General features: G+C 66.5%; 14 protein-coding genes. 5 read left to right on the top strand and 9 right to left on the bottom strand.

The window, feature by feature from the left end; genetic code table 11:
- Positions 1–32 precede the first annotated feature (32 nt).
- From CH249_RS22680 to CH249_RS22665, 4 genes are all read right to left on the bottom strand, one after another.
- A complete protein-coding gene (locus CH249_RS22680; protein WP_032397935.1) occupies positions 33–2138 on the bottom strand; it encodes a 3-hydroxyacyl-CoA dehydrogenase NAD-binding domain-containing protein in 2106 nt (701 codons plus the stop codon).
- Positions 2135–3361 carry a thiolase family protein gene (locus CH249_RS22675; RefSeq protein WP_045195380.1) on the bottom strand — a complete coding sequence of 409 codons (1227 nt, stop codon included), beginning with the start codon at positions 3359–3361 and terminating at the stop codon, positions 2135–2137. Before CH249_RS22675 ends, CH249_RS22680 begins: the two co-directional genes overlap by 4 nt.
- Positions 3362–3433: 72 nt before the next feature.
- Complete coding sequence (locus tag CH249_RS22670; RefSeq protein ID WP_094630061.1) at positions 3434–4714, bottom strand: ribonuclease D; 1281 nt, start codon at positions 4712–4714, stop codon at positions 3434–3436.
- Positions 4715–4754: 40 nt separating this feature from the next.
- Entirely contained in the window at positions 4755–5354 is a 600-nt protein-coding gene (locus tag CH249_RS22665) for a DUF3000 domain-containing protein (RefSeq protein ID WP_032397938.1), read from the bottom strand.
- 125 nt (positions 5355–5479) lie between these two features.
- Here CH249_RS22665 and hemE point away from each other — a divergent pair, with 125 nt between their 5' ends.
- From hemE to CH249_RS22640, 5 genes are read left to right on the top strand one after another with little or no spacing between them, the layout of a single operon-like run.
- A complete protein-coding gene (gene hemE / locus CH249_RS22660; protein WP_094682810.1) occupies positions 5480–6553 on the top strand; it encodes a uroporphyrinogen decarboxylase in 1074 nt (357 codons plus the stop codon).
- On the top strand, positions 6550–7905 hold the full coding sequence (locus tag CH249_RS22655; protein ID WP_094647980.1) for a protoporphyrinogen oxidase: 1356 nt from the start codon (positions 6550–6552) through the stop codon (positions 7903–7905). Before hemE ends, CH249_RS22655 begins: the two co-directional genes overlap by 4 nt.
- A gap of 4 nt (positions 7906–7909) precedes the next feature.
- Complete coding sequence (gene hemQ, locus CH249_RS22650) at positions 7910–8605, top strand: hydrogen peroxide-dependent heme synthase (RefSeq protein ID WP_094647979.1); 696 nt, start codon at positions 7910–7912, stop codon at positions 8603–8605.
- Complete coding sequence (locus CH249_RS22645; protein ID WP_032397942.1) at positions 8602–9306, top strand: HAD family hydrolase; 705 nt, start codon at positions 8602–8604, stop codon at positions 9304–9306. Before hemQ ends, CH249_RS22645 begins: the two co-directional genes overlap by 4 nt.
- 13 nt (positions 9307–9319) lie before the next feature.
- Positions 9320–11641, top strand: coding sequence for a molybdopterin-dependent oxidoreductase (locus CH249_RS22640; protein ID WP_179272744.1), 2322 nt, complete (start codon positions 9320–9322; stop codon positions 11639–11641).
- On the opposite strand, the gene CH249_RS22635 is transcribed toward CH249_RS22640, so the two are convergent.
- The 5 genes from CH249_RS22635 to CH249_RS22615 all read right to left on the bottom strand — a co-directional run bounded on the left by CH249_RS22635 (position 11619) and on the right by CH249_RS22615 (position 16260).
- A complete protein-coding gene (locus CH249_RS22635; RefSeq protein ID WP_045195371.1) occupies positions 11619–12077 on the bottom strand; it encodes a MaoC family dehydratase in 459 nt (152 codons plus the stop codon). The two genes, CH249_RS22640 and CH249_RS22635, sit on opposite strands and share 23 nt — an antisense overlap.
- 28 nt (positions 12078–12105) lie before the next feature.
- Entirely contained in the window at positions 12106–12534 is a 429-nt protein-coding gene (msrB, locus tag CH249_RS22630) for a peptide-methionine (R)-S-oxide reductase MsrB (RefSeq protein WP_032397944.1), read from the bottom strand.
- Between the two features lie 27 nt (positions 12535–12561).
- Positions 12562–13800, bottom strand: a complete 1239-nt coding sequence (locus CH249_RS22625; RefSeq protein ID WP_094647978.1) for a glycosyltransferase family 87 protein — start codon at positions 13798–13800, stop codon at positions 12562–12564.
- 62 nt (positions 13801–13862) lie between these two features.
- Positions 13863–15425, bottom strand: coding sequence for an alpha/beta hydrolase (locus tag CH249_RS22620; protein ID WP_094682809.1), 1563 nt, complete (start codon positions 15423–15425; stop codon positions 13863–13865).
- A gap of 46 nt (positions 15426–15471) precedes the next feature.
- Complete coding sequence (locus tag CH249_RS22615; protein ID WP_045195366.1) at positions 15472–16260, bottom strand: pyrimidine reductase family protein; 789 nt, start codon at positions 16258–16260, stop codon at positions 15472–15474.
- Positions 16261–16282: the final 22 nt, after the last annotated feature.

Below are 16282 nucleotides of genomic sequence, written 5' to 3'. Positions count from 1 at the left end.
TCCGTCCGTAACCTCGAACTCGGCGGGCCGTACTAGACGCTGGCGACACCCGGCGCGAGGAAGCGCCGACCGGTCGCTGCCTCGGAGGCACCGCTGCGGTCCAGGTACGGGGTGATGCCGCCGTTCCAGAAGCCGAAGCCGCCGCCGAGCAGCAGGCAGAGATCGATGTCCTCGGCTGCAGCTACGACTCCCTCGTCGAGCATGATGCGGATTTCGTCGGCGAATGCCCGACGGGTCCGGTCGAGAACCTGCTCGGCAGTCGAGGGCGAATCGCCCTGCGGCCACAGCGCGGCGACCTCGGGATCGACGACCTGGCCCTCGGGTCCGTAGGTCCACACACCAGGCTTCTTCGCCTCGACGAGAGCGCGGAATCCCGGCGAGTCCTTGAACCTCTCCGGGTATGCCTCGGCGAGGGTCTCCGCGGTGTGCAGTGCCACGGCCGGGCCGACGAGAGCCAGCAGGGTCAGCGGACTCATCGGCATGCCGAGTTCGCCCACTGCGCCGTCGGCGACATCGAACGGGGTGCCCTCGTCGATGGCGCTGATGATCTCGTTGGACGCACGTGTGACGAGACGATTGAAGACGAATCCGGGGAGATCCGCAGACAACACGGCCGACTTCTTGAGGGTCTTGGCCGTCGCGAATGCCGTTGCCAGGGTGGCGTCGTCGGTCTTCTCACCCTTGACGACCTCGAGCAGTGGCAGGACCGCAACGGGGTTGAAGAAGTGGAAGCCCACGACGCGCTCGGGGTGCTTCAGGTCTGCAGCCATCTTGGTGATCGACAGCGAGGACGTGTTGGTAGCAAGGATCGTTTCGGCAGAGACGAACTCCTCGACCTCGGCGAACACCTTCTTCTTCACGTCGAGGTTCTCGAACACGGCCTCGATGACGAAATCGGTGTTCGCGAACGCCGACTTGTCGATGGAGCCGGACACCAACGCCTTCAACCGATTCGCGGCATCGGGGGACAGACGCTTCTTGCCGAGCAGCTTGTCGATCTCCCCGTGGACGTACCCGACACCCTTGTCGATGCGCTCCTGATCGATGTCGGTGAGGATCACCGGCACCTTCAGCTGGCGCACGAACAGCAGGGCGAGCTGGCTGGCCATCAGGCCGGCACCGACGATGCCGACGCCGGAGATCTTGCGCGCCAACGACTTGTCGGGTGCACCGGCCGGACGCTTCGCGCGCTTCTGCACCAGATCGAAGGCGTACAGCCCGGCGCGGAGCTCGTCCTTGACCAGCAACGTCGACAGCGCCTCGTCCTCGGCCGCGAAGGCCTTGTCGAGCGAGGCCGAGTCGGTGATGTCGGTGCTCTTGGCGAGCTCGAGCAGATCGACTGCGGCGACGGGGCCCGGTGCGAAATTACCGGTCTTGCCGGCCACGATGCCCCTGGCACGGGCGATGGCGTCGTCCCAGGCCTGTCCGCGGTCGATCTCGGGACGGTCGGGAACGATCTCGCCCTTGACGACCTGAGCAGCCCACGCGAGGGACTGTTCGAGGAAGTCGGCTCCGCCGAAGAGGGCGTCGGCGATGCCGAGATCGAGTGCCTGCTGCGGCTTGAGGACGCGGTTCTGGTTGAGAGCGTTCTCGATGACGACGGTGACGGCGTTCGAGGCTCCGATGATGTTGGGCAACAACTGGGTTCCGCCCCATCCCGGGACCAGGCCGAGGAAGGCCTCGGGCAGGCCGAGGGCAGCGGCGTTCTCTGCGACGGTGCGGTAGTGCGAGTGCAGTCCCACTTCGAGGCCGCCGCCGAGTGCAGCACCGTTGATGAAGGCGAACGTCGGAATCGTCGACTCGCGCAGGCGACGGAACACCTTGTGCCCGAGCTGCCCGATCTGCAGCGCCTCGTCCTTGGTCTCGATGTTCGGCACACCGTTGAGGTCGGCACCGACGGCGAAGATGAACGGCTTGCCGGTGACGGCGATGGCCACCGGGTTCGCTGCGAACGCCTCGTCGAGTGCGGCGTCGAACTTGGCCAGACCGCCGGGACCGAAGGTCGACGGCTTGGTGTGATCGAAGCCGTTGTCGAGCGTGACGAGGGCGATGGAGCCCTCGAGCCCCGGTACGGAGACGATCTTGGTGAATGCGTTCGTGACTACCTCGTCGGTGAACGCTGTGGTGATATCACTCATTTGGCTGCTCCCGAGTAGTCAGCGTGGTTGGGGTTCTCCCAGATGACGGTGCCGCCCATGCCGAGACCGATGCACATGGTCGTCAGGCCGTAGCGCACGTCGGGCTGCTGAGCGAACTGGCGGCTCAGCTGCGTCATCAGGCGAACGCCCGAGGACGCGAGGGGGTGGCCGCACGCGATGGCACCGCCCCACTGGTTGACGCGGGGGTCGTCGTCGGCGATTCCGTAGTGCTCGAGGAAGGCGAGAACCTGGATGGCGAAGGCCTCGTTGATCTCGAACAGGCCGATGTCGTCGATGCTCAATCCGGTTCGGCCGAGCAGCTTTTCGGTCGCGGGGACCGGTCCGATGCCCATAACCGCCGGGTCGACGCCGGCGAAGCTGAAGCCGACCATCCGCATTCCGATGTTCAGGCCGAGCTCGTGCGCGGTGTCCTCACCGGCCAGAATCGCGGCGGTTGCGCCGTCGTTGAGTCCAGCGGCGTTGCCTGCGGTGACGCGGCCTGCGGGCCGGAACGGCGTTTTGAGCTTGGCGAGGTCTTCGATGGTGGTGCCGGGGCGAGGCGGCTCGTCCTCGGTGGCCAGGCCCCAGCCTGCGGCCGACTTGGTGGCGACGGGCACGAGGGTGTCGGCGATGTAGCCGGCCTTCTTGGCGGCGTCGTACTTGTTCTGGCTGGCGACGGCGTACGCGTCGGTGCGGTCCTTGGTGATGCTCGGGAACCGGTCGTGCAGGTTCTCGGCGGTGTTGCCCATGACCAGCGCGCTGGGATCGACGAGCTTGTCGGCGAGGAAGCGCGGGTTGGGGTCGACGCCTTCACCCATCGGGTGGCGGCCCATGTGCTCGACGCCACCGGCGATGACGACGTCGTACTGGCCGAAGCCGATGCCCGATCCGGTGGTGGTCACCGAGGTCATCGCGCCTGCGCACATGCGGTCGATGGCGAAGCCGGGGACGCTGCGGGGGAGTCCGGCGAGCAGTGCGGACGTACGTCCGATGGTCAGGCCCTGGTCACCGGTCTGCGTAGTCGCGGCGATCGCGACCTCGTCGATCCGTTCGGGAGGGAGGTTGGGGTTCTTGCGAAGCAGTTCGCGGATTGCCTTGACGACGAGGTCGTCTGCGCGAGTGTCGGCGTACATGCCCTTGGGGCCTGCCTTGCCGAACGGGGTACGGATGCCGTCGACGAAGACGACATTCCTCTGTGAGCTGGTGGACGCGGGTACAGACACGCTTTTCGATCCTCCCGACAGATGCGGACGACTCGCCCGGGTGCCCGGACGCGTCCACTACTGTAGCCGGTATTACCCGTCGGTAACTTGGGAAGGGTCCAGTGCCTTCGCCAGTACCGGCACCACCAGCGTCCGCTGCCAGGGTCGGGCCCCGCCGTCGGCCAGTCGGGCCTCGATCAGCTCGGCCGGGTCCACGTCGGAATCGACCGGATTCTGCCAATCCCACACCAGGCGGCGCAGCAGATCCGGCATCAACAAATTCTCGACCGGCACCGCAACCGATTCGCTGAGCTCGGTCATCGCGGCTCGTACGTCGGCGAGTCGCGCCGCTGCGTCGGGATCGCGGCGAGCCCACCGATTGACCGGAGGCGGGCCGTCGAACGAGGCTGCCATCGAGGGCAATTCGGACGTCGGAAGCGCCCGCGCACGGGTCAGAGCCGAGGCCCACAATCGGGACGATCTGCGCTGACGGGGACCGCCGAAGACCGGCAGTTGCTCGAGCTCCCGCGAGGATTTCGGGTCCGCTGTTGCCGCCGCCACGATCGCCGAGTCGGGCAGTACCCGGCTCGGTGCCACATCACGCTTGGCTGCCAGTTCGTCTCGCGTGGTCCACAATTCGCGAACGGCAGCGAGGGTGCGGGGAGATTTGATCGCATGGATCCCCGACGTCCGACGCCATCTGTCGGTCTTGGGTTTGGGTGGCCCGAGCGTGAGGATGTGGGCGAATTCCTGCGCTGCCCAGTCCGTCTTGCCCTGCTGTTCGAGCTCCTCGGCCATCGCGTCGCGCAGTTCGAGAAGAACCTCGACGTCGAGCGCGGCATAGTTCAGCCAGGTGTCGGGCAGCGGCCGGGTGGACCAGTCGGCTGCCCCGTGGCCTTTCTGCAGGGCCAGTCCGAGGGTGCGTTCGACGATGGCACCGAGCCCCACGCGATCGAATCCGGCGAGGCGTCCTGCCAGTTCGGTGTCGTACAGCGTGGCAGGCACCAGGCCGAGTTCGCCGAGCCCGGGTAGGTCCTGATCGGCGGAGTGCAATACCCATTCGAGCGGGTTGATCACCTCGGCGAGCGGGGCGAGATCGCCGGTGACCGGGATCGGATCGAGCAGGACCGTGCCAGCGCCGCGGCGACGGAACTGCAGCAGGTAGGCGCGCTGGGAGTAGCGGAAGCCGGAGGCGCGTTCGGCGTCGACGGCGAGTGGGCCGTGACCTGCTGCGAGCAGAGCGGCAGCGGCGCGCACGGCGTCCGGCGTGTCGACCACGTCGGGTACGCCGTCAGCCGGGGCCAGTAGCGGAACGGCGACAGGCGCGTTCGCCTCGTCGTCCGGCGTGGTCTCGGGAGAACTCTCGGCTGACATGAGATGTGACTCTAGGCCCTGCGGGTTCGAGAACCGCCCACTATGTCCGGCTGGAACTGCGCTGGCCGAGGGTGGTGATGCCCGCAGGCGGCAAACCGGCCGCGTAGGCGAGCACCTCGCAGAACGCCTCGACGTGCGTCGAGAGGTCCTCGGACGTGGCCGTCCACGAGGCGCGCAGTTCGAGCTGGTGGGCCTTGGGTGGACCGGCGATGTCGCCGTAGCGCACCGAGCTGGTCGAAGTGACCGTGCCGCCGAGTGCGTTGAGCGGCTCCGACCGTGACTCCAGCGCGTCGACCAGCCAACTCCATCCGACCTCGGGGAGCAGGGGATCGTCGGCGAGGGACTCGTCGACGTCCGCCTGGATGTATGCGACCAGTCGAAGGGTGCCGTTCCATGCCTCGGCACCGTCGGGGTCATACAGCAGAATGAGGCGGCCGAAGGCGTCGCCGTCGCTCTGTTCGTCGACCTGTTCGGAATCGGGATGCTTGACCTCGGCACCGATCGCGTAGCTGTAGGGGGCGAGACGCTGCGGCGGCCGGATCGGACCGATTTCGATCGCCGGGTGTACCTGAGCCCGATGCATCGCGTCGATGGCGGCGCGGAACGGCGCAGGTTCGGCGGTGGAATGGGGTTCGGTCACGTCACCGGACGTTAGACGCGTCACGTTGCCCCGAGGCGGAGGCGCGCCGAGCCGTGATGCAACCGAAGTGGGTGTGTCGCCCTTGGTGGCGGGAGCTTTCCCGACGCGTGGCAGCATGGAACCCGATGAACGCCGAACCGCACGCCACAGCCCCAGCCCGCCGGGAACTCCCGGACGCACCGTTCCTGGTCGCGATCGCGGGTCGAACTCCCTCGCGTCGGCCGGTGTGGTTCATGCGCCAGGCCGGTAGGTCGCTGCCCGAGTACCGCAAGATTCGTGCAGGCATCGGCATGTTGGATTCGTGCTTCCGGCCCGATCTCGTGGCCGAGATCACTCTTCAACCCGTTCGCCGTCATGACGTGGACGCGGCAATCCTGTTCTCGGACATCGTCGTTCCGCTCAAGGCCGCCGGTATCGATCTCGACATCGTCGCAGGCACCGGACCGGTCGTGGCGCAGCCGGTGCGGTCGGCTGCCGACGTCGCGGCTCTGCCGGTCCTGACCGTCGATCAGGTGGAGCCGGTGGCCGACGCGGTGCGGATCCTCACCCGCGAGCTCGCCGGTACGCCGCTCATCGGTTTCGCGGGTGCACCGTTCACCCTCGCGTCGTATCTGGTCGAAGGCGGCCCGAGTCGCAACCACGAGAAGACCAAAGCGCTCATGCGGTCCGATCCGGCGACCTGGCACGCCCTGCTCGACGCATTGGCCACCACGACGATCACCTTCCTGCAGGCTCAGTTGGCCGCAGGCGTCGACGCCGTGCAGGTGTTCGACTCCTGGGCGGGTGCGCTGTCCCTCGCCGACTACCGCGAGTACGTCCTGCCGCACTCGCAGCGAGTGTTCGAGGCCGTGTCCTCGGCCGGTGTGCCGAAGATCCACTTCGGCGTCGGAACCGGAGAGTTGCTCGGGGCGATGGGTGAGGCAGGTGCCGATGTGGTCGGCGTCGACTGGCGGATTCCACTCGACGACGCCGTGCATCGTGTCGGCAACGGCAAAGCCTTGCAGGGCAATCTCGATCCGGCGGTGCTGTTCGCCGGTTGGGACGCCGTCGAGACCGAAGTTCGACGCATCGCCGCCGAGGGAGACCGCGCTGTCGCGGCCGGTGCGCGCGGACATGTGTTCAACCTCGGACACGGAGTGCTTCCCGATACCGATCCCGACATTCTTACGCGCGTGGTGTCGCTGGTGCATTCGTTGTGACGGTGCGGCGATATGCCGTCGTCGGCGGCGGAATCTCCGGCCTCGTCGCGGCGTATCGCCTTCGGCAGTCCTGCGGGCCGGATGCCGAGATCACTCTCGTCGAGTCCTCGTCTCGCATCGGCGGCACGCTGCGCACCACCGCGGTCGGCACGGACTCCCTCGACGTCGGTGCGGAGGCCTTCATCGGTCGACGTCCCGAGGTGCCGGCACTGCTCGCCGAGCTCGGTCTGTCGGATCAGCTGGTGTACCCGGCACCGGTGCGACCGCTCGTCTTCTCCGGCGGTCGAACACACCCGCTTCCGCCCGGCACCCTGATGGGCATCCCGTCGTCCGCCGATTCCGTTCGGGATCTGGTGGACCCCGAAGACCTGCACGTCATCGAGACCGAAACCGCCCGGCCCTTCGCCTGGACCGCGGGATCGGATGTCAGCGTGGCCGAACTCGTGGGCACCAGATTCGGCTCCCAGGTGGTCAGCCGTTCGGTTGATCCGCTGCTCGGCGGCGTGTACTCCGGTTCGTCGAGCTCCATCGGCGTCCGCGCGGCACTGCCTACGTTGGCTGCGGCATTGGACGGCGGAGCGGCGAACCTCACCGAGGCAGTGCAGGCAGCACTGCCCACCCCGTCGCCGGGGCCGGTGTTCGGCGGACTGCGCGACGGCTATGCGGTGTTGCTCGATGCCCTCGTCGCTGCGACCGATGCCAGGACGGTCTTCGGAGCAGGCGTCGGCGAGATCCGCCGCGAGTCCGACGGATGGTTCGTCGACGGAGTCGGATCCGTCGACGGAGTGGTGCTCGCGGTCCCTGCCCCAGTTCTCGGTCGGCTCATCGCCGAGGTGGCACCCGCGGCGTCGCAGGCCGCGCGGGAGATCGAACTCGCATCCTCGGTCGTCGTCGCGCTCGCGTTCCCCAAGACCACGGAGCTACCCCAGAATTCGGGAATCCTGGTGGCCACGGACGCGGGCCTGGACGTCAAGGCATTCACCCTGTCGAGCCGCAAGTGGCCACACCTCGGTGAGCGTGACGCGGTACTGCTGCGGGCCTCGCTCGGCCGATTCGGTGACACCACGGCGTCGGACCGATCCGATGCGGAGTCGATAGAGACAGCCTCGAACGATCTGCGGACGGTAGCCGGAATCGATGTGAGGCCGCTCGCCGCGACCGTGCAGCGCTGGCCGGGGGGCCTGCCGCAGTACGCGCCGGGTCACCTCGATCGCGTCGCCGCCATCGAGGCCGGGGTCGCCGACCTACCCGGCCTCGAGGTCACCGGGGCCTGGCAGCGCGGCGTCGGGGTGCCGGCGTGTATTGCGTCCGCCACCACCGCTGCCGCTCGTCTGATCGAAGTGGCACGATAGGGCCATGGCACGCCTCGATTACTCAGCGCTCAACTCGACACTTCGCTACTTGATGTTCTCGGTCTACAAGGTCACGCCCGGCGTTCTGGGCGAGGATCGGGCCGCGGCCGCGAAGGAAGCGAAGGTGTTCTTCGAAGGTCGTGAGGACAAGGGTGTCGCGGTGCGCGGGGTCTACGACATCGCCGGCATGCGCGCCGACGCCGATTTCATGGTGTGGACCCACGCCGAGCGCATCGAGGACCTGCAGTCGACGTATTCCGATTTCCGTCGCACCACCGCGCTGGGCAAGGCGAGCACACCGGTGTGGAGCAACACCGCGCTGCACCGTCCGGCCGAATTCAACAAGAGCCACGTCCCGGCCTTCATCGCCGGTGAGGATCCGGGCGCGTACATCTGCGTCTACCCGTTCGTCCGCTCGATCGACTGGTACCTGCTGCCCGACGACGAGCGTCGCACGATGCTGGCCGACCACGGCAAGGCAGCACGCGACTACAAGGACGTTCGGGCGAACACCGTGCCGTCGTTCGCGCTCGGCGACTACGAGTGGATTCTGGCCTTCGAGGCTCCCGAGCTCGACCGCATCGTCGACCTGATGCGTGACCTGCGGGCCACCGAGGCGAGGCGTCACGTGCGCGAGGAGACTCCGTTCTTCACCGGCCCTCGGGTCGAGGTGGACGCGCTCGTCGAATCTCTGCCGTGACGACCACGGGCACACCCGCGATCGAAGCCGTCCTGTTCGACTTCTCGGGCACGCTGTTCAGGCTCGAGGAGGAGCCCTCGTGGTTCGACGGCGTCCACGACGCCGACGGCACTCCGGTCGACGGAGCGGGAGCTGCAGAGCTGATGCGGCGCATGACTGCTCCGGTCGGGGAGACTGTGGAGTTCGACGACGCCACCAGACACGCCTGGCGAAACCGAGATCTCGACCCGGCGCTGCACCGACAGGCGTACCTGCACGTGCTCGCACAGTCGGGGGTCAGCGACCCGCAGCAGGCCGAGTCGGTGTACGGACGCGTGATCGACGCAGATTCCTGGACGCCGTATCCGGACACCGAAGCGGTGCTGAAAAGGCTTGCGCACGAGTCGGTTCGGGTCGGAGTGTTGAGCAACATCGCCTTCGACATCCGTCCTGCGTTCGTCGATCGCGGTCTCGATCGGTACGTCGACGAATTCGTGCTCTCGTTCGAGGTGGGTCACGTCAAACCGCAGCCCGAGATCTTTCGGCACGCCGTCGCCGCTCTGGGCGTCGATCCGTCGCGGACGCTGATGGTCGGCGACAGCGACGAGGCCGACGGTGCCGCGCGGGAGATCGGATGCAACTTCGCTCTCGTGGATCCGGTGCCGACGGCGCAGCGGCCGGATGCACTGCTGGCAGCGTTGAGCGCGTTCGGAATTCGATGACCGGGGTGGTTCGATGACCGGAGCGGCCGGCGTCCAGCACATGGGCCACTGGGGAATGTTTCGGGCCGAGTCGGACGGACGAGAAGTCACTGCGGTCCATCCCCAGGTGACCGACAGCAACCCTTCCCCGGTGTTGGGAAACCTCGTCGGGTCGGTGACCCATCGATCGCGCGTTACCTCACCCGCGGTACGCAGAGGCTGGCTCGAGCGCGGCCCGGGTCCGACCGACAAGCGTGGCAGCGATGAGTTCGTCGACGTCTCGTGGGACGAGTTGACCGACCTGCTGTCCAACGAATTGCGCAGAGTTGTCGGCACATACGGCAACAGCGCCATCTACGGCGGCTCGTACGGGTGGGCGAGTGCCGGACGCTTCCATCACGCGCAGAGCCAGGTGCATCGCTTCCTGAACTGCATCGGCGGTTACACGCGATCGGTGCACAGCTACTCACTCGGTGCGACCGGTGTCATCATGCCGCACGTTCTCGGCGCGCACTGGAAGATGTTCTCGCGCTCCACATCCTGGAACGTGATAGCCGAGCACACCGAATTGTTGGTGGCGTTCGGTGGAGTTCCGGTGAAGAACACCGGCATCAATCACGGCGGTACGTCCGATCATCCGACGGTCGACTCACTCGACGCGATGCGGGCTCGCGGTGGGCAGATCGTCACCGTGAGTCCGCTACGCAACGACATAAGCGGCGACGCTCGATGGATTGCGCCGCGACCCGGTACCGACGTGGCGATGATGCTGGCACTCGCGTACGTGCTGGCCGACGAGAAGCTGCACGACACAGCGTTTCTGGAGAAGTACTGCGAGGGATACCCCGAGTTCGAGCGCTACCTGCTCGGCAGCACGGACGGCACACCCAAGACCCCGCGGTGGGCGTCGACGATCTGCGGCATCGAGGCCGCGGTGATCGCGGATCTGGCCCGAGAGATGGCGTCGAAACGCACGATGGTGACGGTCACCTGGTCGCTGCAGCGGACGCGGCACGGCGAGCAGGCCCCGTGGATGGGCGTCACCTTGGCGTCGATGCTCGGTGGGATAGGCGTTCCGGGAGCAGGATTCGGGCACGGGTACGGGTCGATGAACGAGCCCGGTCTGGCCCCGGTGCCGTATCCGTTGCCGACTCTGCCGCAGGGGATCAATCCCGTTCCCGACCTCATTCCGGTCGCCGCCGTCTCGGACATGCTGCTGAACCCGGGCTCCCAATTCGATTACGACGGTAAGCGATTGACCTATCCCGACATCAAGATCGTCTACTGGGCCGGCGGCAATCCGTTCCACCACCACCAAGACCTCGGGCGGCTGCGTCGCGCGCTCGGCAGAGCCGACACGGTCGTCGTACACGATCCGTACTGGACACCGATGGCCAAGCACGCCGACATCGTCGTCCCGTCGACCACGTCGTTGGAGCGATCGGACCTGAGCTGCACGCGCAACGATCCCTTGCTCGTCGCCATGTCACCCGCCGCTGAGCGCTTCGCCGAATCCCGCGACGATTACGACACGTTCGCCGAGCTGGCGACGAAACTCGGTGTGGGCGAGCAGTTCACCGAGGGGCGTAGCTCGCAGCAGTGGCTCGAGCACATGTACGAGCAGTGGCGCGGATATCTACGCGCCGACGGCGTCGACACTCCGGAATACGAAAACTTCCGGCGTGAGGGTTCGTTTCGGATGAAGACCGAGGACGATCTGACGTTCTTCGAGGATTTCCGACGCGATCCGGTGGGCAACGCGTTGCGCACCCCGAGCGGGAAAATCGAGATCTTTTCGGCGACGGTGGACGGGTTCGGCTACGACGACTGCCAGGGTCATCCGATGTGGTTCGAGCCGACCGAGTGGCTCGGCGGACCGAGGGCCGAGCAGTTTCCGTTGCACCTGATCGCCAATCAGCCGCGCACCAGGCTGCATAGTCAGCTCGATCACGGTGCGGTGAGCCGGAACTCGAAAATTCGGGGCCGCGAGCCGATACGCATGCACTCGTCGGCGGCCGGGGCCAGGGGAGTGTCGGACGGCGACGTGGTGCGGGTGTTCAACGACCGCGGTTCGTGCCTGGCCGGTGTGGTCGTCGACGACGCGCTGCTCGAGTCTGTCGTCCAGTTGTCCACAGGGGCCTGGTACGACCCCGAAGATCCGGCCGATCCCGATTCGATGTGCGTTCACGGGAGCGTGAACGTGCTCACCGCAGACGAGGGATCGTCGGCGCTCGCACGCGGCTGCACCGGCCAACACGTGTTGGTGGAGATCGAACGCTACGACGAGCCGTTGCCGCCGATCACAGCGTTCGATCCACCGGTTCGGTCCAGGGTCAGAACACGACCCGAGAGATGATCTCGGCGACGAGTGCAGGCTTGTCCTCGCCCTCGATCTGCAACGTTCCCGCCGTCACCATCTGCAGTGCTCCGCCGGATACCTCTTCGACCGAGACGAGGGTGGTTTGCAGACGCACGTGGGCTCCGACCTTCACCGGGTTGATGAAGCGAACCTTGTTGGAGCCGTAGTTGATTCCGAGCTTGGTGTTCTCGATGGTGTAGATCTGCCAGTTGAGCATCGACACCAGGGACAGGCTCAGAAATCCGTGGGCGATAGGTGCTCCGAAGGGGCTTTCCTTCTTCGCCCGCTCGACGTCGACGTGGATCCACTGATGATCGCCGGTGGCGTCGGCGAAGGTGTTCACCCGTTCCTGGGTGATCTGCAACCAATCGCTGGTGCCCAGGTCTTCGCCGACGGCCGCTTTGATCTGCTCTGGTGACGTGAAAGTGCGCATGCTCACAGTATGGACGAAGCAGCGCCGATCAGGATGCAGGCTTGAGTGTCAACGAAATCGAGTTGATGCAGTACCGCTGGTCGGTCGGCGTGGGGTAGCCCTCCCCCTCGAAGACGTGGCCGAGGTGGCTGTGGCAGGTGCGGCAGATGACCTCGACGCGACGCATCCCGAGCGAGGTGTCCTCCTTCAGGATGACGGCGTCGCTGTCGGCCGGGTCGAAGAACGACGGCCAGCCGCAGTGCGACTCGAACTTCTCGGTGCTGCGGAACAGTTCGGCACCGCAGGCGCGGCATTCGTAGATGCCCTCGGTGGTGGTGTCGGTGTATTCGCCGACTCCTGGGCGCTCGGTGCCTGCCTGCCGCAGCACCGCGTACTCCTCGGGGGTCAGCTTCTCGCGCCACTGTGCATCGGTGAGCTGGACGGCCGGGGCGGAATTGTTGTCGGTAGCTGAACTCATGCTCACACGCTAATACGTTTTGTCGGGCTATGCCGTTTTCGCTGGTGGTGCGCTCGGCAGTAGGTAGCTGGGTTCTATTCCGTCCTCCAACCGCCCTTCGCTGCGTGCGGCGAACCAGCGGGCGACGAGGACCCCGAAGATGACGACGATCAGCAGTGCCCAGCCGAAGGTGGTGCGCAGGTAGTCCAAGGCCCGGCCGGTTTCGATCCAGCGCCCCGAGAGCCATCGGTCGTAGTTCATGAACCCGTAGATCGCGAGCCAGGCGGGCCAGTTCCGCAGCACCGAATTCTTCAGCACGACGGTCATCAGCAGCGGGAACAGCATCATCGAGTAGTACATCTGGCCGAGCGAGCCCAGCAGCCAGTGCGCGGTGAGGATCAACCCCGATGTGGTGGCGAAGAAGAACAGACGGTCCTCGCGGCAGTATCGGTAGAGCAGCCACAGCGAGATGAGAACCATGATTCCCAGTACCGCTCGTATTCCGAGGGTGAGGAGTTCGGGGACACCGTAGTAGCGGCCGTTGCCGACGACCGCGCTGTTGAAGTAGTCGCGAGTCTGCAGCAGGTACGGCAGCGTGCGATCGATGAAGTTCATCGGATCCACCGACAACGGCCAGGCGATGGCCATCATCAGGACCGGAATGGCGATCGAGGTGATGAACACCTTCCACTGACGCGTCATCAGCGGGAGCAGGAGGAGCGGCGCGAGCATCGGCTTGATCGCCAGAGTCAAACCCATGGCGACGCCTGCCGACAGGTCCTTGCGCTGAAGGAGGAACCCGAGGAAGGCCACCTCGCCGAGCAGAACGAAGCCGTTGAAGTTGGTGAACACCAACGTGTTGGTGACGGTTTCGCTGACGAAGGCAGCCAGCAGGAGAGCGGGGGCCGCGACCGAATCGAGCCGGAACCCGAAGATGCGCAACAGGATGTACAACGCCAGGAGAATGGCGATCGTGCTGGCGAGGATGAACAGCCAACGAGACCGCTCGGGGTCGATGACGGCGATGGGGGAGAGCAGCATCGTCGCGCTCGGTTGGTACAGGTAGTGCGGATCGACGGAGTCGAAGTTCGCGGTGTACACCGGCTGACGGTTGAGAAATGCCAGGGCAGCGCTGTACACCGGGTTGAAGTCGTTGGTGATGTCACCGTTGACCGCCTTGATCACCACGCGCTGGATGACGGTCATGATGGCGATCGGCCACAGGGCGTACTTGATTACCTCGGCGGTCGTCCGCCCCGAACGCGGCTCCAGAAAGCTAAGTGACACCCGGGAACGGTACCCGAGGCGGTGACCGTCCCGGCGAAGGACACCCCGCGACGGGTACCGACTCAGGCGGGGCAGACCGTGCCGTCGGTCGGAAGCGCGGTGTCGCGTGCGTAGTTCACCGCTGCGCTCTGCAGACACTGCGATCCGCCCAGGCTCGGATGCCCGCTGCCCTGCCATGCAGCCGAGGCGACGCCTGCACCGGTCGCACCGACCAACCCGGTGACCGAGGACAGTCCGCCGTTGCCGACGATCGGGTCGCCTGCGTTGGACAGGACCAATACCGGAACGTCCAGAGAGGTGGGCAGGGGAGTGGACGGAGCCGTCAGCCAGGACGAGCACAGCAACGCCGTCAGTGCAGCATCGGTGCCGTAGATCGGATAGCGGTCGGTCCACTGCGAAGTCAGGTCGCGAACGCCCTGCGGTGATGGCCACTGCTGCCCGTCCGTGCACCGAGACACGAATTGCCCGTCGGTGCCGTAGGCGTTGCGGCCTCGCTCGGCGAGGGCGGACAACGCGGTGGTGTCGGACCCGGCAGCCGAGGACAGGGCGGCGGCGAGCCCGGTGGCCCGAGACGACGCGTCGCCTGCTGTCGAGGCGAGGGCGAAGGTGATGCCGTCGAGAATCTCGTGCGTGGACAGCGGTGAGAATTCGCCACCGGCGGCGCGTCGGAGCAGCTGCGCGACGGCGGCCGTCGGGTCGGGGCCGAGGGAGCAGTTCAGCGCGACGCATCGCTGCGCGAACGCACCGAACGCTGCTTCCTTGCCCTGTGTCCGCTGCTCTGCCAACGTGATCTGGTCGGCACCCACTCCGGCCGGTGAGTCCAGGATCAGGCGCGAGATGTTGGCCGGAAACTTCGCTGCGTAGGCCAACGCGGTGAGCGCGCCGTTGCCCGAGCCGATCAGGCCGATCTGTTCCACGCCCCAAAGTTGACGCAGACGGTCGAGATCGTCGGCGGCGTAAGTGGTTCCGAAGGCGAGCTCCTGCGGCTGCAACGTGTCGGTGCACTCGATCGTGGCGTCACGACCGGCGTCGACAGCGCGGTCGACGCTGTCGGCATCGGATCTGGTGAACTGTCCCAGCGCGTCGACGTCCGTTTTGGTCGTCGGGTCGATGCAGTCGACGGCGGTGGATCGGCCGATGCCGCGTCGATCCACCGCGACGATCGGATGGGCCTCGAGCAGCGTCGCGAGCGGGCCGGCGGCCATCGTGGCCAACGTGGCAATCGAGGACCGATCCGAACCGGACGTGAACACCAGCGGTCCCGCATCGGTGGGTGTTCGGTCGAGCCGAGCTCGCAGCGCGCCGACGGCGAAGGTGCCGAACATCTGCCCGCTGGCATCGACGTCTGCTTCGTACTCTGCGCATTCGAGTGTCAGCCCGGGGGTGGTGGAGGTGAGCCCGAAGGTGCCGAGTGTGGCTGTGGTGCAGTCGGTCCAGGCGAGATCGGTAGCGGGAACGGCAAGCGCGACCGGTTCCGGTGGCGCGTCCGCCGAGGTTTCCGCCGGTTGACCGGGGGATCGTTGTTCCACCGCGACGTCGGGTCGGAGCGACGGGCCGGCGCCGCAGGCCGCGCACATCGTGGCGAGGACGAGGACCGCGGCGAGCAACGTTCGTTTCTGCGTCACCGTGCGAGGCTATCGACTTTTCGATCGTTGCCGGGTGGCGCGCAGCTCATGGGCGACGAACCCAGCGCGTGAGCAGCGTTCCGTCCGCATCGCCCAGAACGTGTGCCCGGTGCATGGGCGTGTCGGACGCGACGCCTGCGTGGGCGATACGGCCCGCCTCTCCTGCGACCAACATCGGCGAGGTCGTCAGACACAATTCGTCCGCCGCCCCGTCGGAGACGAGTTGCCCGAACAGTCCCGGTCCGCCCTCGCACAGGATGCGGCGGAATCCGAGGTCGCTCAGCGTCGCAACGATGTCGCCGGTCGACACCGATTCGCCGGACACCCCGATCACCGTCGCACCCGCCGAACGAAGCGCGGCCACTGTCGAGCTGTCCGCCGCCGCGGAGGTCAGCACCACCGGCTGCACGTCGGCGTCGGTGACCAATCGAGAATCCGCATCGATGGAACCGGAGGCGGTCACCACCACGATCGTCGGAACCGGTTCGAGTCCACCGGCCACCCGCCGTGCCTTCGCTTCGGCGGACAGCGAAACGCCGCCGTAGTTCTCGGCGCGAGCGGTTCCGGCACCGACCAGTACGGCGTCGCAGAGTTCACGCAGAATGCCGAACAGTCGGGCGTCCGCGGGGGTTCCCAGGCCCGCCGACTTACCTTCAGCGGTGACCGATCCGTCGATGCTGGCGACGAAGTTCGTGCGGATCCACGGTCGGTCCAGTTGTGTGGGGTAGGAGTACAGGGCCCGGATGGCATCGTCGTCGAGGATCGAGCCGACGGCGGGCGCGGAGTCGGCTGCCTGCTCCGATGTGAAGTAGGTCCCATTATCGAGAAGCTGCATGAGAGAGATCAGACCACGTCGT

The organism is Rhodococcus sp. 05-2255-3B1, assembly GCF_002258545.1.
Lineage (GTDB): Bacteria > Actinomycetota > Actinomycetes > Mycobacteriales > Mycobacteriaceae > Rhodococcoides.
This window is presented reverse-complemented; position numbering and strand designations above follow the sequence as displayed.